The sequence below is a fragment of the Streptomyces sp. NPDC050636 genome (assembly GCF_040654775.1).
In the GTDB taxonomy this organism is placed as follows: domain Bacteria; phylum Actinomycetota; class Actinomycetes; order Streptomycetales; family Streptomycetaceae; genus Streptomyces.
Window position 1 is genome coordinate 72,941 of sequence record NZ_JBFAIP010000002.1, and the last position, 22,509, is coordinate 95,449.

The 22,509-nt window shown below is 71.3% G+C and carries 21 protein-coding genes; 17 read left to right on the top strand and 4 right to left on the bottom strand.

Annotation, left to right across the window (positions count from 1 at the left end; translation table 11 throughout):
- Positions 1 to 103: 103 nt before the first annotated feature.
- The 11 genes from AB0I10_RS02825 to AB0I10_RS02875 all read left to right on the top strand — a co-directional run bounded on the left by AB0I10_RS02825 (position 104) and on the right by AB0I10_RS02875 (position 13,316).
- Positions 104 to 610, top strand: coding sequence for a PadR family transcriptional regulator (locus tag AB0I10_RS02825; protein WP_363150478.1), 507 nt, complete (start codon positions 104 to 106; stop codon positions 608 to 610).
- Entirely contained in the window at positions 607 to 1,368 is a 762-nt protein-coding gene (locus tag AB0I10_RS02830) for an ABC transporter ATP-binding protein (RefSeq protein ID WP_363150479.1), read from the top strand. The genes AB0I10_RS02825 and AB0I10_RS02830 overlap by 4 nt, the downstream gene beginning before the upstream one ends.
- A gap of 5 nt (positions 1,369 to 1,373) precedes the next feature.
- Positions 1,374 to 3,686, top strand: a complete 2,313-nt coding sequence (locus AB0I10_RS02835; protein WP_363150480.1) for an FtsX-like permease family protein — start codon at positions 1,374 to 1,376, stop codon at positions 3,684 to 3,686.
- A gap of 242 nt (positions 3,687 to 3,928) precedes the next feature.
- Positions 3,929 to 4,435, top strand: a complete 507-nt coding sequence (locus AB0I10_RS02840; RefSeq protein ID WP_363150481.1) for a methylated-DNA--[protein]-cysteine S-methyltransferase — start codon at positions 3,929 to 3,931, stop codon at positions 4,433 to 4,435.
- Positions 4,436 to 4,443: 8 nt separating this feature from the next.
- On the top strand, positions 4,444 to 5,295 hold the full coding sequence (locus AB0I10_RS02845; RefSeq protein ID WP_363150482.1) for a 2OG-Fe(II) oxygenase: 852 nt from the start codon (positions 4,444 to 4,446) through the stop codon (positions 5,293 to 5,295).
- Entirely contained in the window at positions 5,282 to 5,896 is a 615-nt protein-coding gene (locus AB0I10_RS02850) for a hypothetical protein (protein WP_363150483.1), read from the top strand. Before AB0I10_RS02845 ends, AB0I10_RS02850 begins: the two co-directional genes overlap by 14 nt.
- Before the next feature lie 170 nt (positions 5,897 to 6,066).
- A complete protein-coding gene (locus AB0I10_RS02855) occupies positions 6,067 to 6,900 on the top strand; it encodes a M55 family metallopeptidase (protein WP_363150484.1) in 834 nt (277 codons plus the stop codon).
- Positions 6,893 to 8,227 carry a M20/M25/M40 family metallo-hydrolase gene (locus AB0I10_RS02860; protein ID WP_363150485.1) on the top strand — a complete coding sequence of 445 codons (1,335 nt, stop codon included), beginning with the start codon at positions 6,893 to 6,895 and terminating at the stop codon, positions 8,225 to 8,227. The genes AB0I10_RS02855 and AB0I10_RS02860 overlap by 8 nt, the downstream gene beginning before the upstream one ends.
- A gap of 41 nt (positions 8,228 to 8,268) precedes the next feature.
- The gene (locus tag AB0I10_RS02865; RefSeq protein ID WP_363150486.1) at positions 8,269 to 10,305 is read left to right on the top strand and encodes a prolyl oligopeptidase family serine peptidase; all 2,037 of its coding nucleotides are present in this window, start codon (positions 8,269 to 8,271) and stop codon (positions 10,303 to 10,305) included.
- Complete coding sequence (locus tag AB0I10_RS02870; RefSeq protein ID WP_363150487.1) at positions 10,302 to 11,234, top strand: LD-carboxypeptidase; 933 nt, start codon at positions 10,302 to 10,304, stop codon at positions 11,232 to 11,234. The genes AB0I10_RS02865 and AB0I10_RS02870 overlap by 4 nt, the downstream gene beginning before the upstream one ends.
- 264 nt (positions 11,235 to 11,498) lie before the next feature.
- Positions 11,499 to 13,316: a CocE/NonD family hydrolase gene (locus AB0I10_RS02875; protein ID WP_363150825.1), complete on the top strand. Its 1,818-nt coding sequence runs from the start codon at positions 11,499 to 11,501 to the stop codon at positions 13,314 to 13,316.
- Positions 13,317 to 13,474: 158 nt separating this feature from the next.
- Here AB0I10_RS02875 and AB0I10_RS02880 read toward each other — a convergent pair whose 3' ends face one another.
- From AB0I10_RS02880 to AB0I10_RS02890, 3 genes are all read right to left on the bottom strand, one after another.
- Entirely contained in the window at positions 13,475 to 13,669 is a 195-nt protein-coding gene (locus tag AB0I10_RS02880) for a ferredoxin (protein ID WP_363150488.1), read from the bottom strand.
- Positions 13,670 to 13,704: 35 nt separating this feature from the next.
- A complete protein-coding gene (locus AB0I10_RS02885; protein ID WP_363150489.1) occupies positions 13,705 to 14,895 on the bottom strand; it encodes a cytochrome P450 in 1,191 nt (396 codons plus the stop codon).
- 290 nt (positions 14,896 to 15,185) lie between these two features.
- Entirely contained in the window at positions 15,186 to 15,794 is a 609-nt protein-coding gene (locus AB0I10_RS02890) for a TetR/AcrR family transcriptional regulator (protein ID WP_363150826.1), read from the bottom strand.
- A 47-nt stretch (positions 15,795 to 15,841) separates the two neighbouring features.
- Here AB0I10_RS02890 and AB0I10_RS02895 point away from each other — a divergent pair, with 47 nt between their 5' ends.
- The 3 genes from AB0I10_RS02895 to AB0I10_RS02905 all read left to right on the top strand — a co-directional run bounded on the left by AB0I10_RS02895 (position 15,842) and on the right by AB0I10_RS02905 (position 17,813).
- Complete coding sequence (locus AB0I10_RS02895; RefSeq protein WP_363150490.1) at positions 15,842 to 16,765, top strand: DUF2867 domain-containing protein; 924 nt, start codon at positions 15,842 to 15,844, stop codon at positions 16,763 to 16,765.
- A gap of 69 nt (positions 16,766 to 16,834) precedes the next feature.
- Positions 16,835 to 17,386 (top strand): GNAT family N-acetyltransferase, encoded by a 552-nt coding sequence (locus AB0I10_RS02900; RefSeq protein WP_363150491.1) that lies wholly within the window; start codon positions 16,835 to 16,837, stop codon positions 17,384 to 17,386.
- Between the two features lie 13 nt (positions 17,387 to 17,399).
- Positions 17,400 to 17,813, top strand: a complete 414-nt coding sequence (locus AB0I10_RS02905) for a glyoxalase superfamily protein (protein WP_363150492.1) — start codon at positions 17,400 to 17,402, stop codon at positions 17,811 to 17,813.
- Here the strand turns inward: AB0I10_RS02905 and AB0I10_RS02910 are convergent.
- Positions 17,794 to 18,129 (bottom strand): DUF6204 family protein, encoded by a 336-nt coding sequence (locus AB0I10_RS02910; protein ID WP_363150493.1) that lies wholly within the window; start codon positions 18,127 to 18,129, stop codon positions 17,794 to 17,796. The two genes, AB0I10_RS02905 and AB0I10_RS02910, sit on opposite strands and share 20 nt — an antisense overlap.
- Positions 18,130 to 18,253: 124 nt before the next feature.
- Here AB0I10_RS02910 and AB0I10_RS02915 point away from each other — a divergent pair, with 124 nt between their 5' ends.
- From AB0I10_RS02915 to AB0I10_RS02925, 3 genes are all read left to right on the top strand, one after another.
- Complete coding sequence (locus tag AB0I10_RS02915; RefSeq protein WP_363150494.1) at positions 18,254 to 19,159, top strand: arginase family protein; 906 nt, start codon at positions 18,254 to 18,256, stop codon at positions 19,157 to 19,159.
- Positions 19,160 to 19,277: 118 nt separating this feature from the next.
- Positions 19,278 to 21,311 (top strand): DUF5107 domain-containing protein, encoded by a 2,034-nt coding sequence (locus tag AB0I10_RS02920; protein ID WP_363150495.1) that lies wholly within the window; start codon positions 19,278 to 19,280, stop codon positions 21,309 to 21,311.
- A 140-nt stretch (positions 21,312 to 21,451) separates the two neighbouring features.
- The gene (locus AB0I10_RS02925) at positions 21,452 to 22,381 is read left to right on the top strand and encodes an NADP-dependent oxidoreductase (RefSeq protein ID WP_363150496.1); all 930 of its coding nucleotides are present in this window, start codon (positions 21,452 to 21,454) and stop codon (positions 22,379 to 22,381) included.
- Positions 22,382 to 22,509 lie beyond the last annotated feature (128 nt).

The window sequence follows — 22,509 nt, forward strand, 5'->3', positions numbered from 1 at the left end:
ATGCGGGATACTAGATGTCGCAGGAAGATACGACGGCGAACCGGATCACACCGGGACGGGTTCAGATAACCGACAGGTACCGCAGGGGAGGGAGAGGGAGAGCGTGCGGCTGGCACTCCTGGCGCTGTTGGTCAGCGGACCCGCCCATGGTTACGAACTCAAACAGGCCCTTGAGAACCTCCTGGGGGCGGCATACCCTCAGCCGAACGTCGGCCAGATCTACGTCACCCTCAGCAGGCTGGAGAAGGCGGGCCTGATCGAGGGAGAGGAGATCGAGCAGTCCGACCGCCCGAACAAGCGCACCTACCGGATCACCGCGGCGGGACGCGAGACGGTGGACGCATGGTTCGAGGAACCCACCGCCGAGCCGCGGGTACGGGACGAGTTCTTCATGAAACTCGCCCTCGCACCCCGCACCGGGACCGCAAGCCAGATCGCCTTGATCAACAAGCAGCGCCGTCACTACCTCAACACCATGCGCGACCTGTCGAAGCTCGCCGCGGTCGAGGACCGGGACAACCGGGTCGCGCAGCTGCTGATCGAGGGCGCGATGCTGCATCTGCAGGCGGATCTGGACTGGCTGGAGCGCTGCCAAGAGGAGTTGGAATGAACCGGGACGAGCCGTCCGGGCCGATACTGCGGGCAGCCGGCCTGGTCAAGACGCACCGGCCGGAAGGCAGCGCACCCGTCCACGCGGTGCGCGGCGTCGACCTGAGCATCGAGCGCGGCGAATTCGTCGCGATCACCGGGCCCTCCGGGGCGGGCAAATCCACCCTGCTGCACCTTCTCGGCGGCCTCGACCGGCCCGACAGCGGCTCCATCTGGCTCGACGGCCGCCAGGTCGACTCCTACAGCGAGGCACGCTGGGCCGTGCTGCGCCGCAACCACATCGGCATCGTCTTCCAGTTCTTCAACCTGGTCTCCAACCTCAGCGTCGCCGACAATGTCGAGCTGCCCGCGCTGCTGGCCGGCAGCTCCCCCCGCAAGGCCCGCGCGGACCGCGCAGAACTGCTCGAAGAGCTGGGCCTGGCGGGCAAGGAGAACGTCGCGCCGGGCGAGCTGTCCGGCGGCGAGCAGCAGCGTGTCGCGCTGGCCCGCGCGCTGGTCAACGCCCCCAGCCTGCTGCTCGCCGACGAACCCGCGGGCAGCCTGGACAGCAAGGGCACCAGGGAGGTGCTGCGGCTGCTCGCCCGGTTCCACCAGCGCGGACAGACGATCTTGCTGGTCACCCATGACGCGCGGATGGCCAGCGCCGCGGACCGGGTGATCAGCTTCTTCGACGGCCAGGTGGCCGACGACGCGCACCTCGGTGGCGGCCGGATACGCCCCGAGGCCGGCGTCGCCGACGTCCTCAAGCTCAAGGGCTGACCGCCGTGCGAGCAGCGGCGCGCTGGACACACGCGCATCTCAGGGCGAACCGCGCCGCGGCGTTGCTCATCGTGCTGGCGACGGCCGGAATCACCATCTCGCTGCTGCTGGCGACCGCCCTGTTCGCCTACGCAGCCGACCCCTGGCAGCGGGTCTTCACCCAGTCCTCCGGCGCCCACGTATGGATCCACACCCAGACCGGCGCCCCCGCAGGATCACTGGCCAAGCTGGACGAGGTACGCGCCGCCTCCGGGCCCTTCCGTACGGTCCGCACCACCGCGAGCGTCCAACTCGGCGGCTCCAAGGCGACGCTGGAGCTGCGCGGCACACCGGGGCGCCCCGCCACCGCCGCCCCGCAGATCGCCGAGGGCCGCTGGCTCGACGCGGACACCGATGCGGGCACCGTCAACGGGATCGTGCTCGACGGCTCGGTCGCCCACGCGCTGTGGGCCAAACCGGGGGACTCCATCGCCCTGAGCGGCTTCCCGTCACCCCTGCGAGTGGTGGGCGTCGCGGACACCGCGGAGGTCAAGTTCCGCGCGGGCGAGACCCCGGGCGTGGCGTGGGTGCTGCCCGCCACCCTCGCCGCCTCGGACGCGGGCCCCGACCAGCGCGGCCAGACCGTCGGCCTCCAGCTCGCCGACCGGGAGGACACCGACTACGTCGTCCAGCGGGCGGTCACCCAGCTCGGCGCCGACCAGATCACCGATGTCTCCACCTGGCGGCAGGCCCAGGCCGAGGCGGGGAGCGACAACCAGCTCCTCGGCCGGCTGCTCGGCCTGTTCGGGTTGGGCGCGCTGCTCGCCGCGGCCCTTGCGGTCGGCGGCGCCATCAGCACCCGCGTCCGTGGCCACCTACGGGACATCGCCGTGCTCAAGGCCATCGGATTCACCCCCGGCCAGGTGGTCCGGATGTTCCTCGCGCTGCACCTCGGCTTCGCGCTGCTGGGCGTCGCACTCGGCGCGGTGCTCACCCAGGCGCTCGGCCCCCTGGTCCCCGGCCGGATCGGCGAAGCGACGGCCCTGTGGCACAAGCTCCCCGAGTACGCCTGGCTGCCCTTCGCCATCTCCGGCGCGGTGGTGGTCTTCATCGGCTCGGCGACCTGGCTGGCCGCCTGGCGGGCCGGGCGCGTACCGCCGGTGCCCGTCGCGCGCGCCGCCGTGGCCACCGGCCGCCGGATGTCCGGTACGACCCGGCGGGCCCTGGGTCTCAGGATCCCGCCTGCCTTGGTACTCGGCTGGCGGGGAGCCTTCCACCGGCCGCTGCGCGCCGTGGCCGCCGTGGGCCGGCTGGCCGTCCCGCTGCTGCTCATCACCATCGCGCTGGGAGCCTGGTCCACCCTGGACCGTTTCTCCTCCCACCCCGAGGACGTCGGGCTGCCCGCCGCGCTCACCGCCCGCTCCGACAGCCTCGGCGAGCGGGAGCTACGACAGCGGCTCACGGCCCAGCCGAACGTGACCGCCTACCCGGGTGCCGAGGTCCAGGCCCTGGTGCCGGGCCAGACCGGCACGATCACCCTGCGCGGCCTCGGCACGGACGCGAAGCCCTATCCCTTCTCCATCGTGGAGGGCCGCGCCGCCCACGGCCCCGACGAGGCGATCGCCGGGCAGGGGTTGCTCGACCTCCTGGACGCACACGTCGGCGACTGGGTACGGATGACCGTCGCCGGCCGGCCGCACGTCCTGCACATCGTCGGCCGCAGCATCGAACCGGCCGACGGCGGCCGGGTCATCTCCACCGGACTCGACACCCTGCGCGACGGCGACCCGGCGCTGCGCACGGACTTCTACCACCTCGTCCTGCCGCACGGAGCCGCCACCGCCGAGGTCCGCGACGCCCTCGCCCATTCCTCCGCAGGCCGCATCGAAGTACGCGAGATCCCCAACCCCGCGGACCAGTTGTCGGCGGTCCGCGCGGTCACCGCCGGCCTGATCTCCGTCCTCGTACTGATCGGGCTGGCGGAACTGTCGACGACGGTCAGTGCCGGGGTACGTGACCGCGGCCGCGACCTGCTCGCCCTGAAGGCCGTCGGCCTGACCCCGCGTCAGATCGCTGCGGTGATCGTATCCGCGACCGTCTTCATCGCCCTGGCCGCCGCGGTGGCCGGCACCGTGCTCGGGGTCTCCGCCTCCGAGTGGCTCATCGACCTCCAGGGCCGTGCCAGCGGCTGGGGAACCGGCATCGCCCAGCGTCCCGGCCTGGGGGTCCTGCTGCTGGTCGGTGTCGTCGCGGTGGTGGTCGCGGGGGCTGCGTCGATCCTGCCGGCCGCGCGCGCGGCGCGGCACAAGCTGGCGGATTCGGCGAGCGACGTGCTCTAGACGAGTAAGTCCTATGTCTCATCTGGCTCGCGGCGCCCGGCCCGGTCAGCAGCGTGATCGCGCCGAGCCCAAATGCGATGTCCGAAACCCGCCAGATATTTCCGTTCAACAGCCGCAGAGTTGTCGTTGAAGAGATTGAAGAGAACAGGGATTGAAGAGAACAACGCGGCGCGGAACGACGAGGCGCTGAACCATGCGGCGCTGAATCATCCAGCGCTGCACCATCAGGAAGGACCGGACCGATGACGGTCTACACGACAATCGACAGCCCTCTGGGTGAGCTGCTGCTGGCGGGCGAGAAGTCCGCCACCGCCACCGGCGGCACTGCGCTCGCCTCGCTGTCCGTCCCCGGGCAGAAGCGCGGCGCCACCGTCCAGGACGGCTGGACCGAGGACCCGGCGGCGTTCGCCGCGATCGCCTCCCAGATCGCCGCGTACTTCGAGGGCACGCTCACCCGCTTCGACATCGAGTACGTCGCCAGCGGCTCCGACTTCCGACGGCAGGTCTGGCAGGCCCTGGAAGCCATCCCGTACGGCAAGACCTGCAGCTATGGCGAGATCGCCACGCAGATCGGCGCCTCGCGCGCCGCGGTCCGCGCCGTCGGCACCGCGATCGGGGCCAATCCGCTGCTCGTCGTACGCCCCTGCCACCGGGTGATCGGCGCCAACGGCGCGCTCACCGGCTATGCCGGCGGCCTGGAGCGCAAGCAGCAGCTTCTGCTGCTCGAAGGCGCCACCCGGGAGGCCTGAGGCCCGGCATGACCACCGACAGCGACAGCGACACCGGCACCGACACCGACACCGGCACCGACACCGGCACGGACCCGGGCACCGTCACCGACGCCGCCACGGAAACCGACACCGCCCCGATCAGGTACGCAGGCAACCCCGACACCGCCGCCGCGCAGGCCGAGCAGCACCTCGACGGCGCCGACTGGGCAGCACTCGCAGGTGAGTTGGACGCCTACGGGTGCGCGCTCACCCCGCAGCTGCTCACCCCCGCCGAGTGCCGCGACATCGCCGGCCTCTACGAGCGGGCGGAGTTGTTCCGTAGCACCATCGACATGGCCCGCCATCGCTTCGGCTCCGGCCAGTACCGCTATTTCAGCCATGACCTGCCCGAGCCGATCGCCGAACTGCGCGCCGCGTTCTACCCGCATCTGCTGGCCATCGCCCGCGACTGGGCCGCCCGGCTCGGGCGTCCGGCGCCCTGGCCGGACACTCTGGACGAGTGGCTGACGATGTGTCACGAGGCGGGACAGGCCCGCTCGGCGCAGATCCTGCTGCGCTACGAGGCGGGCGACTGGAATGCCCTGCACCGTGACGTCTTCGGCGACATGCTCTTCCCCCTCCAGGTCGTCATCGGACTGGACGAATACGGCAGCGACTACACCGGTGGCGAGTTCCTGCTCGTCGAACAGCGGCCCCGCGCCCAGTCCCGGGGCACCAGCACCGCCCTGCGCCAGGGCCACGGCCTGATCTTCACCACCCGCGACCGACCGGTCGCCGGCAAGCGCGGCTGGTCCGCGGGCGCCATGCGGCACGGCGTGAGCACCGTCCGCTCGGGGCGGCGGCACGCGCTGGGGCTGGTCTTCCATGACGCGTCGTGAGGCCGTGCCACCGGGCGAGGGCATACCACCGGACGAGGGCATGCCACCTGACGAGGGCAGTCCGTCCGGCTCGCCGCTGATCAGCGCCGAGGACCTGGCCGAGTACGGCGACCTGCCGCGGCCCGCCCCGCACACCGAGGCCGAACTCGCCGCTCTCATCGGGATGTTGGAGCGCTGGAAGCCGCGTGTCGAGACCGTGGCGGTCGGCCACAGCCGCGATGCCGCCTCCCGCGCCGCCGCGGAAGCCTTCACCACCGCTTGGCGGGCGCTGGGCCACAGGGTCCTCGCGGTCGTCGACTGGCCCGAGACGGCCGCGTCCTGGCTGCGCCCGGCCCGGCGGCTGACCGCGCAGACACCGGACGCTTGGGTCGTGGCCGCGGCCCCCTTCGGCTGGGTCCAGATGAGCCGCCGTCTGCGTCACAGCACCGACTGGGACCCGGCCCGCACCGTGGCCTTCGCCTCGCTGCGGCAATCCGCCCTGCCGGCGCTTGCCGGCCCGGAGACCCTTCACGGCCTGCGCGGCGTGACCGCCGAGGGCGGCACCTGGGACGTACGCCACCGCTGGATCACCTCCCACCCCGCTCAGGAGCCGCCATCCTGAATGCCCGGGGCCTCCGCCTCCTCCCATTTATCGGCAGGGCGTGGAATTTCACGGGTCCTCAGGTGGACGGCGGGTGCTGTTGAGCCACCTGGGTCGATCTTCGGTGGACTAGACCTCCGGAGTTATCCACAGGCCTGGTTCGGGTGTTCGGTCACGCGTAACGTGACGGCATGAAGATCCTCATCTCCGCGGACATGGAGGGCGCCACCGGCGTGACCTGGCCCGCTGACGTACTGCCCGGCACGCCGCAGTGGGAGCGCTGCCGCCATATGTTCACCTCCGATGTCAATGCGGCGATCGCAGGGTTCTTCGACGGCGGGGCCGACGAGGTGCTCGTCAATGAAGCGCATTGGTCGATGCGGAATCTGTTGCTGGAGCAGCTTGATGAGCGCGCAGAGATGCTCACCGGTCGGCACAAGTCGCTGAGCATGGTCGAGGGAGTGCAGCACGGCGACGTCGACGGCATCGCCTTCGTCGGGTACCACACGGCGGCGGGCACGGAAGGGGTGCTCGCGCATACGTACCTCGCGAACTCGCTCACCGGTGTCTGGGTCGACGGGACCCGCGCGAGCGAGGGATATCTCAACTCTCTCGTGGTGGCCGAATACGGCGTGCCCGTGGTGCTGGTCACCGGTGACGACCTGACCTGTGAGGATGCCCTGGGCTATGCGCCTCAGGCGCCCAAGGCCGCGGTCAAGGACTATGTGTCGCGCTACGCCGCGGTCTGCCGGCCGCCGGCCCGGACGGCGGCCGATATCCGGGAGGCGGCTCGCGAGGGGGCGGCCCTCGCGGTGCGTCATGAGCCCGTGCGGCGCGGGCCGTTCCGGGTTGAGATGGAGTTCGACGCCGAGCATTTGGCGGGCGCGGCGACCTGGGTCCCCGGCGTGGAGCGCAGCGGTGAGCGCCGCGTCGCGTATACCAGTCAGAACATGTATGAAGCCATCCGGTGCTTCAAGGCGGTCACCACCGTCGTCTCGTCCGCCGTGGAGGAACAATATGGCTGACCACACCGGGCCGGTCGATCAGCAGGCCCTCGACGAGGTCGTCCGGTTCACCTCCGATCTGATCCGTATCGACACGACCAATGCCGGTGACGGCGAGTGCCGGGAGCGCCCGGCCGCCGAGTACGCCGCCGACTGGCTGGCCGATGCCGGTATCGAACCGACACTGCTGGAGCGCAGCGCGGGACGGACGAATGTCGTCGCCCGTATCGAGGGCACCGACCGGGCGGCCGGCGGCCTGCTGGTCCACGGCCATCTGGACGTGGTGCCCGCCGAGCCCGCCGACTGGAGCGTGCATCCGTTCTCCGGGGAGGTCCGCGACGGCGTGGTCTGGGGCCGCGGCGCCATCGACATGAAGAACATGGACGCGATGATGCTCGCCGTCGTCCGCCAGTGGGCACGCGCGGGCGTGCGGCCGCGGCGCGACATCGTGCTGGCCTTCACCGCCGATGAGGAGGCCAGTGCCAAGGACGGCTCGGGATTCCTCGCGGACCACCATGCCGACCTCTTCGAGGGCTGTACGGAAGGCATCAGCGAGTCCGGGGCCTTCACCTTCCACGCCGGCGGTGGAATGCAGCTGTACCCGATCGCGGCGGGGGAGCGCGGCACCGCCTGGCTGAAACTGACCGCGCAGGGCCAGGCCGGGCACGGCTCGAAGGTCAACCACGCCAACGCCGTCAGCCGGCTGGCCGCAGCGGTGGCCCGGATCGGCGAGCACGAATGGCCGGTCCGGCTCACCCCGACGGTCCGGGCCGCGCTCCGCGAACTCGCCGCGCTGCACGGTATCGACGCCGATCCCGAAGCCCCCGACTTCGACGTCGACACCCTGCTGAGCAAGCTCGGTGCGTCCGCCAAGCTGGTCGAGCCGACGGTCCGCAACAGTGCCAACCCGACGATGCTGGAGGCCGGTTACAAGATCAATGTGATCCCCGGCAGTGCCGTCGCCTACGTGGACGGCCGGGTCGTCCCCGGTGGCGAGGCCGAGTTCCGTACGACCATGGACGCGCTCACCGGGCCCGATGTGGCCTGGGACTACCACCATGGCGAGGTGGCGTTGCAGGCCCCCCTCGACTCCCCGACGTATGCCGCGATGCGGGCTGCGATCGAAGCCTTCGACCCAGAGGGCCATGTCGTCCCGTACTGCATGTCGGGCGGCACGGACGCCAAGCAGTTCTCCCGGCTGGGCATCGCCGGCTACGGCTTCTCCCCGCTCAGACTTCCCGAGGACTTCGACTACCAGGCGCTCTTCCATGGCGTGGACGAACGTGTTCCCGTCGAGGCACTGCACTTCGGTGTCCGGGTACTCGACCAATTTCTGCGAACGGCGTAGGGCACGCCCTCCGGGGTGTCCGGCAGAGGAGGACTTCCAGCATGGTGACCACCGCCCCTTACGGAACCTGGCCGTCTCCGATAGACGCCCGTACGGTCGCCGCCCATGACGGCCGTCCGGCGTTCGTCGGCGTGGTGGGCGACGAGGTCTGGTGGACGGAGCCGCGTCCCGCGGAGGGCGGCCGCCGGGCGCTGATACGCAGGCGGCCGGACGGCGTCGAGGAGTCGGTGCTGCCCGCGCCCTGGAACGTCCGCAGCCGGGTGCTGGAGTACGGTGGCCAGCCCTGGGCCGGCACGGTCACCGAGCGCGGACCGCTGGTCGTCTTCAGCGACTTCGCCGACCAGCGTCTGTACGCCTACGAACCGGACAGCGGCGCCGCCCCGCGCCCGCTCACCCCGCTGTCCGCCGTCGGCGGCGGCCTGCGCTGGGTCGACCCGGTGCTGCTCCCGGACCGCGGCGAGGTGTGGTGCGTCCTGGAGGAGTTCACCGGCGAGCTGCCCACGGACGTACGCCGGGTGATCGCCGCCGTGCCGCTGGACGGCTCCGCTGCCGAACACCGCGGCGCGGTAAGGGAGTTGACTGACGACCGGCACCGGTTCGTCACCGGCCCGCGGCTCTCCCCGGACGGCCGGCGCGCGGCCTGGATCGCCTGGGACCACCCCCGGATGCCCTGGGACGGCACGCTGGTGATGATCGCCGAAGTCGCCGACGGGGAGGCCGAGGCGGAGTTCACGGACGTCCGGCCGCTCGTCGGCGACCTCGGCCCCGGCACGCCCGGCGGCGGCGACGCGGGAGAGTCCGTCGCACAGCTCGAATGGGCTGCCGACGGCTCGCTGCTGTTCGTCTCCGACCTCAGCGGCTGGTGGGAGCTCCAGCGCATCGACCCGGACACGGCGGACGACGGTGTGGTGGCGAGCCGCGGTCTGTGCCCGGCCCGGGAGGAGGAGTTCGGCGGTCCGCTGTGGAATATCGGCCAGCGCTGGTTCCTGCCGCTGGAGGCCGGCACGATCGCGGTCCTCCACGGCCGCGGCGGCAACACCCTGGGCATCCTCGACCCGGTCACCGGCGAGCTGGTCGATTCGGTCGGCCCCTGGACGGAATGGGCGCCCACCCTCGCCGTGCACGGCAGCCGAGTCATCGGCATCGCCGCCGGCCCGCACAGCTCCTACGAGATCGTCGAGCTGGACACCTGCACCGGCCGCTCCCGGGCGATCGCCGCCCGGCACGCCGACGTCCTGGACCCGGCCTACTACCCCCGGCCCCAGGAGCGCACTTTCACCGGGCCCGACGGCCGCGACATCCACGCCCACATCTACCCCCCGCACAACCCCGGCCACATCGCCCCCGAAGGCGAGCTGCCGCCCTTCGTCGTGTGGGCCCACGGCGGCCCCACCGGCCATGCCTCGCTGGTTCTCGACCTGGAGATCGCCTACTTCACCTCCCGCGGCATCGGCGTCGCCGAGGTCAACTACGGCGGCTCGACGGGCTACGGACGGGAGTACCGCGAGCGGCTGCGCGGCCAATGGGGCGTCGTGGACGTCGAGGACTGCGCGGCGGTCGCCCGCGCGCTCGCCGACGAGGGCAGCGCCGACTCCGCCCGGCTGGCGATCCGCGGCGGCAGCGCCGGCGGCTGGACCACCGCCGCCTCGCTGACCTCCACCGACCTCTACGCCTGCGGCACGATCAGCTATCCGATCCTGGACCTGGCCGGCTGGGCGACCGGCGAGACCCATGACTTCGAGTCGCACTATCTGGAGTCGCTGGTCGGCCCGCTCGCCGAGGTCCCGGACCGCTACCGGGAACGTTCCCCGCTGTACCGCGCGGACCGTATCGCCGCGCCGTTCCTGCTGCTCCAGGGCCTGGACGACGTGGTGTGCCCGCCCGCGCAGTGCGACCGGTTCCTCGCCGAGGTCGCCGGCCGCGGCATGCCGCACGCCTATCTGTCCTTCCCCGGCGAGGGCCACGGCTTCCGCCGCGAGGAGACCATGGTGCGCGCTGTGGAGGCCGAACTCTCCCTCTACGTGCAGACCTTCGGTCTCACCCGTGACGACATCCCGACCCTGGAGCTGCGCACATGACGGCGCCCGCGCTGATCCGTCCCCCGCGGCTGTACCCCGGCGACCGGGTGGCGGTCGTTGCGCCCAGTGGCCCGATCAACCCGGAGCGCCTGGACTGCGGACTGGACGTCCTGCGCGGCTGGGATCTCGACCCGGTCGCCTCGGCCCATGTCCGGGGTACCCACGACACCTTGGGTTATCTCGCGGCGCCGGACGAGGACCGTGCCCGCGACCTCCAGGAGGCCTGGTGCGATCCGTCCGTGAAAGCGGTGTTCGCCGCGCGCGGTGGCTACGGCGCCCAGCGGATGGTCGACCTGCTGGACTGGGACGCCATCCGGGCCGCCGCCCCGAAGCCGCTGATCGGCTTCAGTGATGTGACGGTGCTGCACGAGGCGTTCGCAGTGCGCGCCGGGGTGTCCACGCTGCACGGCCCGGCCGTCGCGGGCGAGGTCTTCCTCAAGGACGACGCGACCCGCGAGCAGCTGCGGCGCACTCTCTTCGCGCCGGAGGCCGTCCGCGCCCTGGCGTCCGTGTCCGCCCGGCCGCTGGCGCCGGGCCGGGCCCGCGGGGTCACCCTCGGCGGCTGTCTGGCGATGCTCGCCACCGAGTTGGGCACCTCGCAGGCCAGGCGCGGCGCGGCGGGCGGCCTGCTCCTGCTGGAGGACGTGGGAGAGCCGCCGTACCGCATCGACCGGGCGCTGACCCAACTGATACGGGCCGGCTGGCTGGACGGCGTCGCCGGGATCGTCCTCGGCTCCTGGGCCCGCTGCGGGCCGTACGACCGGGTACGGGAGGTGCTGGCGGAGCGGCTGGGCGGTTTGGGGGTGCCGGTGGCCGAGGAATTCGGTTTCGGCCACGGAGACTCTGCGCTGACCGTGCCGCTCGGCGTGGCAGCGGAGCTCGATGCGACGGCCGGTACGTTGACGTTCGAGGCCCCGGCGCTGACGTGACCCATATGCCGGTACACGGGACAGCCGCAAAGTCACGAAGCCACAAAGCCACCAAGATGCCTGACGTATCGTCACCAGTGCTTCCCTCAGGGGCTGATGTGCGCACTCCGGCGCCGTCCATAGCCCGGGAGTATGCACTGCACTGACGTCCTATCAGCGACGCGTACCAGGATCGTTGACTTCCCCTTGCTCGTGTCACAGCATGAGCGCGCCGTTACCGACTGGTTGGTACGACATGTCCTTGTGGAGGTCTTCGTGCCCAGCATGCCCCGAGCCGTGTCCCGCCCGGTGCTCCGCACCTCTCTCACCCTGCTGGCCGGCACCGCCCTCGTGGCGCCCCTCGCCCTGGCCGCTCCCGCGACGTCGGACGCCTCCGACCCGTATACCGTCACCGCGCTGAAGATCACCGTGCGGGCCGGCAACCGTGACTGCGCCGTCGACGCGGACCTCTACCGCCCGTCCGGCGTCAACTCCGGGCATCGGTCGCCCGCCGTGCTGACCACCAACGGCTTCGGCGGCAGCAAGGCGGACAGCTCGACCGCCGCCAGCGCCAAGGCGTTCGCCACCCGCGGCTATGTCGCGCTGGCCTACTCCGGGCTCGGCTTCGGAAAGTCCGGCTGCCCGATCTCCCTCGACGACCCCGCGATCGACGGTATGGCGGCAAGCCAGCTGCTCGACTTCCTGGCCGGCGCCCGGACGGCCGACAACGGCACCCGCGTGGACTACGTCACCAAGGACGGCCGGAACGACCCCCGGGTCGGCATGATCGGCGGGTCGTACGGCGGGGCGATCCAGCTGGCCACCGCGTCCGTCGACCACCGGGTGGACGCGCTCGTCCCGCTCATCACCTGGAACGACCTCTCCTACTCCCTGTTCCCCAACAACGCCGGCCGCAGGTACGGCGTCAGCGCATCGGTGCCCGGCGCGTACAAGCACCAGTGGACCAACGGGTTCTTTCTGCTCGGTGAGGCGCAGGGGCTGGTCAAGCCCCAGCTGGACCGCTCGCGGGTCGGCGGCGGGGGCTGCCTGCACTTCGTCGAGCCGGCCTGCGACATGAAGCGGCTGTTGGACTCCAGGAGGTACCCGCCCGGCGAGACCGAGGCGACGGTCGCCTATGCGCGCAGCGTCTCCCCGGTCTCCTATCTGAAGTCGGTCAAGGCGCCGACGCTGCTCGTCCAGGGCCAGGCCGACACCCTCTTCAATCTCAACGAGGCCGCGGCCACCTACCGGACCCTCGCCGGGCAGGGCACCGAGACCAAGATGATCTGGCAGGCCTGGGGGCACAGCGGCGGCATGAGGAAGCCCGCGAAGGGTGAACTCAACCTCGCCGAGGGGAACCTGGACACCAGCTACGTCGGGCGCCGGATCCTCGACTGGTTCGACCGCTATCTGCACCACCGGAAGGGGACCGACACCGGGCCGGCCTTCGCGTACTACCGGGACTGGGCGACCAACGGGCCCACCTATGCCACCTCGCCCGGCTACCCGGTGGGTGGCGGCCAGCGGCTCTATCTCTCCGGCGACGGCAAGCTCGTCGACAACCGCGGCAAGGTGGCGCACGGCGACCGGGAGTACCGCAATGCGCGGCTGGCGACCAGCCACTCGGAGAGCTCGCTGGCCGCGCTGTTCGGGCTGCCGGACCATGCGCCGTTCGACACGAAGGGCACCTATCTGGACTGGATGTCCGAGCCGGTGACCGGCGGACCGGTGGACGTGGTGGGCGCGCCCAGGGCGACGCTCAAGGTCGCCTCGCCCAAGACCGAGCAGGTGCAGAATTCCGCCGACGCGGCCGAAAAGCTGGTGCTTTTCGCAAAACTGTACGACGTCGCGCCGGACGGCACGAAGACGCTGGTGCACCGCTTGGTGGCCCCGGCCCGGGTGCCCGATGTGACCCGGAGGTTCACCGTGGAACTACCGGGCATCGTGCACCGTTTCGAGCCGGGGCACCGGCTGCGCTTCGTCGTCGCCGCCAGCGACTCCGCCTATGCGGGCAATCGCGGCGTCAAGCCGGTGACGGTCAGCAGCGCGCCCGAGGACACGGGAGTCCTCGAACTTCCCGTCACCCAGGGGGTGTTGCGGTAGCGGATGGGGTGGATGCCGTAGGTATGAGTGCGAGGGCGGTACGTGTCGTGCGCGGGGCGGCCGCCGGCCTCAGCCGTGCGCCGTCCGTGTCGTCCGCGTCCTCCGTGTCCTCCGTGTCGTTCCGTGCGCAGGGCGTCAGCCGCCCGTGCGTCGTGCCGTCAGGCGTCCTCGACGGTGAGGGCCTGCACGGGGCAGGCGCGGGCGGCCTCCCTCACCATGGGGTCACCCCCGCCGTCCTCACGGCCGGGCAGCACCTCGCTGTAGCCGTCGTCGTCCTGAGTGAACACCGACGGCGCGGTCAGGGCGCACTGGCCGGAGCCGATACAGCTGTTCTTGTCGATGGTGATCCGCATCCCGGACCCCTTTCGCTCGTCCGCCTCCATGGGAGCTACCAAGCCAGAGGCAGTTCGATCATGCCTTGCAAAGTGTCACCCGGCTTGAACGGAATTTCGGCAGCCGGCACGGCGAGTCGCAGATCCGGGATCCTGGTGACGAGGGAGCGCAGCGCGATCTCCATCTCCACACGGGCGAGGTTCTGGCCCAGGCACTGGTGAATCCCGTAACCGAACGCCACGTGATGGCGGGCGGAGCGGCTGAGGTCCAGATCGTCCGGTGACGGATACACGGTGTCGTCCCGGTTGATCAGGGACGTGGGGAACACCACCCCGTCGCCGGCCCGGATGGTCCGGCCGCCGGCCTCGATGTCCTCCGTCGCGACCCGCAGCATGCCGTCGGCGATGGACAGGAACCGCAGCAGCTCCTCGACCGCGGCCGGAATCAGACTTTCGTCGGCACGCAACTTCGCCAGCTGTTCCGGGTGTTCCAGCAGCGCGAAGGTGCCCAGCGAGATCATGTTGGCCGTGGTCTCATGGCCGGCGACCAGCAGGATCATGGCGAGCCGGACGAGTTCCTCGCGTTCGAGGGAGCCGGTCCGCAGCCGCTCCGAGACCAGCTCGTCCAGCAGCCCGTCGCCCCCCTCCCTCTCCTTGCGGGCGATCAGCTCGGTGAAGTAGTCCTCCAGCTTGAGGCGCGCGTCCTCCGCTTCCTCTGCCGTGGGGCCGCGGAGGATACGGCGGGACTCCTCCTCGAAGAACTCGTGGTCGGAGTAGGGCACGCCGAGCAGCGAGCAGATCACCATCGACGGGACGGGCAGCGCGAATGCGGACACCAGCTCCGCGGGCGGGCCCTGTGTCAGCATCCGGTCGATGAGCTCGTCGACGACGCGCTGGATCTCCGGGCGCATCGCGGCGATCCGCTTCACGCTGAAGCTGGGGATCAGCATCCGGCGCTGGGTGTTGTGCTCCGGGTCGTCCACGCCGATCAGGGGCGCCTTTATCCGCCGGGCGGCGTCCGCGAAGCGCGCGACGGGGATCGGGAACGCCGGGTTCTGCCGGTCGGAGGAGAGCCGCGGGTCGGCGAGGAGCGCCCGCGCCTCGGCGTGGCCGGTCACCGCCCATACCGACCGGCCGTCGTAGAAGGTGACGTGCGACAGCGGGCCGGCCTCGCGCAGCGGCTGATAGCTGGCCGGTGGGTGGTAAGGACAGGTGCGGTCCTGGGGGAAGGAAACTGCTTCGGTCACGGATTGCCTCCCGTATGAGGGACGTCCTTGACGAGGGACCTGAGGTGCTCGCGTCGGCGGATGTCAACGCTGATGCGCGCCGTGTTGGACGCGCCGATCTCCACTTCAAGTCAGGTGTACCGCGAACGTCTACGCGCAGTTCGGCCAACTTGCTCTACTTTCGGCCGAGTTCGGCCCGCTCGCACCCGTTCCGGTGATTCCGTCATGGTCCGGCCGGTTGCCGCTACCGTCCGTCGCGTGATAGTGGGGCACGTGACGGACGGTCAGGTGGGCGGTGCCGCGGCGCGCCGTCACTCCCGGCCCACCAACGTGTCGATCACCGAGTCGAGATAGCGCTCGTGCGCGGCTCCGGTGGGCAAGGTCTGTGGGACCGCATGGCCCAGCTGGGTGTGCCCGAGAAAGGCGGAGTACGCGAGCAGGCCGCGGCGCTCCGCTTCCGCCTCGGAGAAGCCCAACTCCGCGAAGAGTGCGGTGACATAGCCGATACGGCGTTCGGTCACCCGGGCGAGCACGGCCGCCACGCCCGGATGGGCGGCCGTCGCCAGCAGCGACAGCTCCAGGGTGTCGTCGGTGGCCGAGCCCGTGGCCCGGTGCAACAGTTTGCGGAGCCGCTTCGCCGGATCGGGCTCCGCCTCCACCTCGACGATCACGGCTTCCGTGCCGATCTCCTCCCAGCGCTCCAGGGCGGCCTGGATCAGCGCCTCCCGGTTGGCGAAGTGCCAGTAGAAGCTGCCCTTCGTGGTGCCCAGCCGGGCGGCCAGCGGTTCGACGGCCAGCGCCGCCAGCCCGCCGCCCTCGCTCATGGCCGCCAGGGCGGCATCGGCCCAGTCCTGGGCGGTCAGTCGCTGCCGTGTGCCGCTACCGCGGGGTTCCTTCGCTCGCTGTTGCGCCATGACCATACGGTACCGTACGGTCAAACATACGCAACCGTATGGAGGTGTGCCCGATGGGCATGGTCCGCGACGTCCACACCCGCACCATCCCGGCCTCGGCCGACACCGTCGGAGCCCTGATCGACCGGCTCGGCAGCGACGATGATCCTGTCTTCCCGACGCCGGCCTGGCCGGCGATGCGCTTCGACCGTCCCCTTGGCGTCGGCGCCGACGGTGGCCACGGGTTCGTCCGCTACCGCGTCGCGGCCCACGAACCCGGCCGCCACATCCGCTTCGACTTCACCCCGGACCCCCCGACCGGCTACCACGCGATCTTCGTACGGCCCCTCGGCCCGGACAGCTGCCTGGTGGAACACGTCTTGGAGAATGAACACGGGGGTGTGCAGAAGCTGTTGTGGTCGGCGGCGATCCGGGCGCTGCACAGCACCGTCGTCGAGGAGATCTTCGACAACATCGAACGGGCGGCCACCGGCCGGGTCGGCAACCCCGTCCGCTGGACGCCATGGGTGCGACTGCTGAACCGTCTGGTGTGGGACCGGCCCAAGGCCGTCGACCTCCCCGCCGGGGCCCGGCTGGCGCACCGTGCCTTCCCCCGCACCGACTTCCAGGACGCCTGGCAGATGGAGCTGCGGCCGGGCATGCCGGAGGATCCGGCCGCCTGGCAGGGCGTGCTGCGCGGCGCGTCATTCCCCGTCGTCGGCCGCGAGGAAGGCGAGATCCTGCTCGGCGAGGACGCCGGGCACCTCGACTTCCGCGCCTCGATCCTCGTCGAGGACGGCCGGGTCACGCTCGGCACGGTCGTCCGTACCCACAACACGGCCGGCCGCCTGTACTTCGCCTTCGTACGGCGCGTGCACCCCTTCATGGCCCGCACGATGCTGCGCCGGACGCACCGCCGGCTGGCACTCGCCGTACCGAGCGCGGGGGAGCGCGAACGCAGCCGGGTGCGGGGCACGGCCGGCGAGGCGCCGGCGTAGTCTGGCGCGTGCCGCCCGCTCGGGGTAAATAGCCTGGCCAGACGCCGCACCCCTTCGTACGATCTGCCGATGACGTCCAATGATCGTTACCTCGCACGCGGCCCGCGGGTCGGCATCCGGCCCTTCACCGCCGCCGACCGGGAAGAGTTCACGGCGCGGGCGCGCGAGAGCGCGGAGCTGCACCGCTCCTGGCTGTTCCCGCCCGTCACCGACGACGCGTACGACAGCTACTTCCAGAGGCTCCAGGAGCCGGTCCGCGAGGGCTTCTTGATCTGCGAGCACGAGACCGGCCGGATCGCGGGCTTTCTCACCATCAACAACATCGTGCACGGCGGGTTCCGGTGCGGTGCGATCGGTTACGGCGGGTTCGCGCACGCCGCCGGGCGCGGGCTGATGAGCGAGGGGCTGCGGCTCGTACTGCACCATGCCTTCGAAGTGCTGGGGCTGCACCGGCTGGAGGCCAATATCCAGCCGGGCAACGCGCAGTCGATCGCCCTGGTCAAGCGTGCCGGGTTCCGGCTGGAGGGGTTCTCCCCGGACTTCCTCTTCATCGACGGTGCCTGGCGCGACCACGAGCGCTGGGCGATCACCAGCGAGATGGTCCATGAGGGCACGGCGTGATTCCATGTCCGGCATGGATATCGTCTTCCGTCGCAGCGTTCCGGTCTTCCGGATTTTCGACGTGGCCAAGGCCCATGAGTTCTACGTCGACTACCTCGGTTGCACCGTCGACTGGGAGCACCGCTTCGAGCCGGGAATGCCGCTCTATACCCAGGTCTCGCGCGGTGACCTCGTTCTTCATCTGTCGGAGCACCACGGGGATGCGACACCCGGTTCCACCGTCTACATGGAGCTGAGCGGGGTGCGTGAGCTGCACGCCGAGCTGGCCGCCAAGGGCTACCCGTATCTGCGGCCCGGTCTGGAGCACGACGAGATCGGTACCTGCCTCACCCTCACCGATCCCTTCGGCAACCGGCTGCGGTTCAACGAGCCGAGCGCCGCCGCGCAGCCTTCCGACGGGGCCTCGGCTACCGAGCCTTGCGGTTGATCTTCATGGTGTCCATGTCGGTGGCCGTGGAGCGCAGTTCCCGGTAGCCGTGGCCCGCCGCCGTCAGCGCGGTCTCCGCCTTGTCCTCGGCGAGCGCGGCCGCCATCTCCTCGCCGTCTGCCGCGTCCGAGACGATCACGTAACGGTAGGTGAAGGACTTCAGCGCGGCCTCGTAGGCCAGCGAGCCCTCCGGCGTGAACTGCATCTGCGACAGACCGTGGTCGTCCACCTCGGCGAGCAGCGTCCCCCGGGACTCCTCCGTCAGGGCGTCCCATTTGCCGCGGACGATGACTCGGTAGGTGTGCTGCGTCGCCATGGGTGCCGCTTTCCGATCTGTTTCGTCGTGCGCCGGATTTGTCAGTGAGCTGAAGTGACAGGGTATTTCGGCGGATCTTCTGCGGCCTCCTCTTTTTGCCGCGGGTATGTGTGAAGATCGCCGTATGCGTCGCACCGTACTGATCGATGCCCCCTCCAACCTGGGACTGCGGCCGCCCGCGCCCGGCACCGTCCCCGGCTGTTACAAGCTTCCCGGCGCGCTGCGCGAACAGGGTCTGCTGCGGCGGCTGGGCGCGCTGGAGGGCGGGGTGGTGGTGCCGCCGCGTTACGACCTGGGGGAGTGGCAGGAGGGCGATGGCGACTTCAATGCCGCCGCCATCGCCGACTACACCCGCAGCCTTGCCAAGCGCCTCGAAGGCCACGTCCTCGGCGGCGACTTCCCGGTGCTGCTCGGCGGCGACTGCAGCATCCTGCTCGGCATCGTTCTCGCGCTGCGCAGGCTGGGCCGCTACGGCGTCGCATATCTCGACGGGCACGGCGACTTCCGACACCCCGGCAACACGGAACTGAACGGCCCGGTCGGCGCCGCGGCGGGCGAGGGCGTCGCGCAGATCACCGGGCGGGGGCAGCCGGATCTCACCGACATCGAGGGCCTGCGGCCGTACGTCCGGGACGAGGACGTCAGCCTGCTGGGCATCCGCGACGCCGACGAGGACCAGCCGGAGCTGGCCGCCCTGGGCATCCGCCACACCCCCGTCGGCGAGATCCGGCGGCGCGGCCCGGACGCGGTGGCCCGCGAGGCGCTCGGCCACCTCCAGAGCTCCCCGCTCGACGGCTTCTGGATCCACCTCGACGCGGATGTCCTCGACCCGTCCGTCATGCCGGCCGTCGACAGCCCCGATCCGGACGGCCTGCTCACCGGCGAACTGAGGGATCTGCTCGGCCCGTTGGCCGCCTCGCCGCGCTGTGTCGGCATCGATGTGACGATCTACGACCCGGACCGCGACCCGGAGGGGGCCGGCGCGGCGCTGCTCGCCGACCTCCTTGAGCGCGTCTTTGCGCAACCCTGACCCGACCGGGCCGAGGTGAGTCGCAAGATGCCCTGTTCAGCCGGGCGTTGACGATGTTCCATGGTCAACAGGGGGCCGCCGCAGCCGAGGCGGCCCGGTCCTACCTTGCGAGGCAGCCGTGGCCACGAGCGTGCGACGCACCACCCTGACCCTTCCCGCGGCCCCCATCGGCCCGGACAACCCGCTCCCCGCGCTGCGCGGCACGGACGACCCGCACCGCATCGAGATCCCCGAGAACGCCGGACTGCCCGCCGACATGGCGCGCCAGATCGGCTACCGCCCGCTCCGCTCGGTCCTGCCCACGCGGCTGCGCGACGGCTACGGCCGCGACCGCCGCGACACCGGTCTCGACGCGCTCGTCATCGAGAACGACCGGCTGCGCGCCACCGTCCTGCCCGGCTTCGGCGGCCGGGTGTACTCCCTGCACCACAAGCCCACCGACCGCGAACTGCTCTACCGCAACCCGGTACTTCAGCCCGCGGCATTCGCCCTCAACGGCGCCTGGTTCTCCGGCGGCATCGAATGGAACATCGGCGCCACCGGCCACACCACTCTCTCCTGCGCCCCTGTGCACGCCGCCCGCGTCCCGGCGCCGGACGGCGGCGAGATGCTGCGCCTGTGGGAGTGGGAGCGGCTGCGCAATCTGCCGTTCCAGGTGGATCTGTGGCTCCCGGACGGCTCCGACTTCCTCTACGTGGGCGTACGCATCCGCAACCCGCACCACGAGACCGTGCCGGTGTACTGGTGGTCCAACATCGCGGTCCCGGAGGGGGACGGCACACGAGTCCTCGCCCCCGCCAGCGAAGCCTGGTACTTCGGCTATGAACGCACACTGCGCCGCGTCCCGGTCCCCGACTCCGGCGGCGCCGACCGTAGTTACCCACTGCGCAGCCCGTTCCCCGCCGACTACTTCTACGAGGTCCCCGACGGCGCCCGCCGCTGGATCACCTCCCTCGGCGCGGACGGCCGCGGCCTGGTGCAGACCTCCACCGACACACTCCGCGGCCGCAAGCTGTTCCTCTGGGGCGCGGAGCGTGCCGGGCGGCGCTGGCAGCAGTGGCTCACCGAGCCCGGCACCGACGGCTACGCCGAGATCCAGGCGGGACTGGCCCGTACACAGCTGGAGCACGTACCGCTCGACGGCGGCGCCGAGTTCGCCTGGCTGGAGGCGTACGGGCCGCTGGCCGCCGACCCCGCGACGGTGCACGGCACGGACTGGGGCACGGCCCGCGGCGAGGTCGCGGCCCGGCTGGAAGCGGCCCTGCCGCGGGCGGACGTCGATGCCGCCTACGCCGCCTGGCGGCCGTACGCCGACACCGAACCGAAGGAGTCGCTGGCCACCGGCTCCGGCTGGGGCGCCCTCGAAGTCGCCCGCGCGGGCCTGGACCTGCCCGGCACACCGTTCGACCCGGCGACCCTGGGCGAGGAGCAGCAGCCCTGGCTGACCCTGCTCAGAACCGGCGACCTCCCGGGCGCCGGGCCCCTCCCCGGAGCGACGGTGGTCTCTCCGGCCTGGCGCGATCTGCTGGAGTCCGCGCAGCCGGGGCCGGCCACCGACTACCACCTCGGCCTCGCGCAGTGGCACGCCGGCGACCGCGCCCAGGCCGTCCGCAGCTGGGAGCGCGCGCTGGCACACGGCGCCGGTTGCCTGCCGTTGTACTGCCTGGCCGTTGCCGAGTCCGAGGCGGGCGATACGGCGCGCGCCGCCGACCGGTACACGGAGGCGTTCGCCGATGCGGAACGGTCCGTGCGAACCGCCGGGCCCGATCCGTCCGCCCGCGTCTGGCGGGCGGTCATGCCCGCGCTCGCCCGGGAGGCGGTCCCCGCGCTGCTCGCCGCCGGCCGGGCCGAGGAGGCCGCGGAACTGCTGGCACGGCTGTCCCAGGACGCTCTGGCCGGCGGCCGGTTCCGGCTGCTGACCGCTCAGGTGCTGCTCGCCCAGGGGCAACCGGCCGCGGCCCGCGAGATCTTCGACGCCGGCTTCGAGATCCCCGATCTCCGGGAGGGCGCCGAGGTCCTCAGCGACACCTGGTACGCCATCGCCGAACGCCTCGTCGCGGGCGACGGTCCGGTCTCCGACGGGGCACGCGCCAGGGCTCGTACCGAGCACCCGCTTCCGGACCGGTACGAGTTCCGGATGCGGCCGGTGTGACGGGCCGCCCGGCGTGTACGGGGCGCTGTCAGGGGAGTTAGGGCCTGTCCGATGGGTCAGGGTCGGACAGGCCCTACGCCATTCGGTGACCGTGTGCGGGCGGTGGGAATGATCTGCCATCGTCACGCGTTGTGACGGTCATGAAGGCAATCACCACGAACGGTTATGGCGGCCCCTCGGTCCTGGAGTACACCGATCAGCCCGACCCGAAGGTGGGTCCCGACTCGGTTCTGGTCCGGGTCAAGGCGGCCGGCGTCAATCCTGTGGACTGGAAGATCGTCGGGGGCTATCTGGATGCGATGCTGCACGCCCACTACCCGCTGATCCCCGGGTGGGACGTCGCGGGCGTGGTCGAGGCGGTCGGCGCGGACGCCACCGAGTACGCGGTCGGCGACGAGGTCATCGGCTATGTCCGCAAGGACGACGTGCAGCACGGCACCTTCGCCGAGCTGGTCGCCGCCCCGGTGCGGACCCTGGCGCGCAAGCCGGCCGCGCTCAGCTGGCAGCAGGCCGCGGGGCTGCCGCTCGCCGGGCTGACGGCCTATCAGGCGCTCAAGCGGGTCGGCGCGAAGCGGGGCGAGACGGTGCTGGTGCATGCCGCGGCGGGAGGCGTCGGTTCGCTCGGCGTGCAGATCGCGGTGGCCCGGGGTGCCCGTGTCATCGGCACGGCCAGCGAGCGCAACCACGAGTTCCTGCGGTCCCTGGGCGCCGAGCCGGTGACCTACGGCGAGGGGCTCGCCGACCGGGTGCGGGCGCTCGCCCCCGAGGGTGTGGACGTCGCACTGGACTTCGTGGGCGACGGCGTCATCGATGTCTCGCAGGAACTGCTGAAGGACCGGACGCGGGTGGTGTCCATCGCCGACGGCGAGGTCACGGCGAAGGGCGGCCACCTGGTGTGGGTGCGGCCCGATACCGCCGATCTGACCGCGCTCGCCGACCTCGCGGACGCCGGGCAGCTCACCGTTCCGGTCGAGGCGACCTTCCCCCTGGCGAAGGCGGCCGAGGCATTCCAGTTGAGTATGGCCGGCCGGGCCCGCGGCAAGATCGTCCTGGAAGTGGACATGTCGTGACCGCGGGCTCGATTGACGGGCCCGGACCGGCCGTTATCCCGTGCTGCTCGGCCACTCGGGACAGCGGCCGGGCCGCACCCGCCCGGCGGCCTCGGTGGCGATGCTCATGACGGCGCGGTACGCCGCGA

What these genes read in the sequence shown, in the direction of transcription:
- AB0I10_RS02905 (WP_363150492.1), top strand. Translation starts at nt 17,400, where the DNA reads ATGGATATCGTCTTCCGTCGCAGCGTTCCGGTCTTCCGGATTTTCGAC.
- AB0I10_RS02910 (WP_363150493.1), bottom strand. Translation starts at nt 18,129, where the DNA reads ATGGCGACGCAGCACACCTACCGAGTCATCGTCCGCGGCAAATGGGAC.
- AB0I10_RS02840 (WP_363150481.1), top strand. Translation starts at nt 3,929, where the DNA reads ATGACGGTCTACACGACAATCGACAGCCCTCTGGGTGAGCTGCTGCTG.
- AB0I10_RS02895 (WP_363150490.1), top strand. Translation starts at nt 15,842, where the DNA reads ATGGGCATGGTCCGCGACGTCCACACCCGCACCATCCCGGCCTCGGCC.
- AB0I10_RS02925 (WP_363150496.1), top strand. Translation starts at nt 21,452, where the DNA reads ATGAAGGCAATCACCACGAACGGTTATGGCGGCCCCTCGGTCCTGGAG.
- AB0I10_RS02850 (WP_363150483.1), top strand. Translation starts at nt 5,282, where the DNA reads ATGACGCGTCGTGAGGCCGTGCCACCGGGCGAGGGCATACCACCGGAC.
- AB0I10_RS02855 (WP_363150484.1), top strand. Translation starts at nt 6,067, where the DNA reads ATGAAGATCCTCATCTCCGCGGACATGGAGGGCGCCACCGGCGTGACC.
- AB0I10_RS02830 (WP_363150479.1), top strand. Translation starts at nt 607, where the DNA reads ATGAACCGGGACGAGCCGTCCGGGCCGATACTGCGGGCAGCCGGCCTG.
- AB0I10_RS02865 (WP_363150486.1), top strand. Translation starts at nt 8,269, where the DNA reads ATGGTGACCACCGCCCCTTACGGAACCTGGCCGTCTCCGATAGACGCC.
- AB0I10_RS02900 (WP_363150491.1), top strand. Translation starts at nt 16,835, where the DNA reads ATGACGTCCAATGATCGTTACCTCGCACGCGGCCCGCGGGTCGGCATC.
- AB0I10_RS02915 (WP_363150494.1), top strand. Translation starts at nt 18,254, where the DNA reads ATGCGTCGCACCGTACTGATCGATGCCCCCTCCAACCTGGGACTGCGG.
- AB0I10_RS02880 (WP_363150488.1), bottom strand. Translation starts at nt 13,669, where the DNA reads ATGCGGATCACCATCGACAAGAACAGCTGTATCGGCTCCGGCCAGTGC.
- AB0I10_RS02860 (WP_363150485.1), top strand. Translation starts at nt 6,893, where the DNA reads ATGGCTGACCACACCGGGCCGGTCGATCAGCAGGCCCTCGACGAGGTC.
- AB0I10_RS02870 (WP_363150487.1), top strand. Translation starts at nt 10,302, where the DNA reads ATGACGGCGCCCGCGCTGATCCGTCCCCCGCGGCTGTACCCCGGCGAC.
- AB0I10_RS02875 (WP_363150825.1), top strand. Translation starts at nt 11,499, where the DNA reads ATGCCCCGAGCCGTGTCCCGCCCGGTGCTCCGCACCTCTCTCACCCTG.
- AB0I10_RS02890 (WP_363150826.1), bottom strand. Translation starts at nt 15,794, where the DNA reads ATGGTCATGGCGCAACAGCGAGCGAAGGAACCCCGCGGTAGCGGCACA.
- AB0I10_RS02845 (WP_363150482.1), top strand. Translation starts at nt 4,444, where the DNA reads ATGACCACCGACAGCGACAGCGACACCGGCACCGACACCGACACCGGC.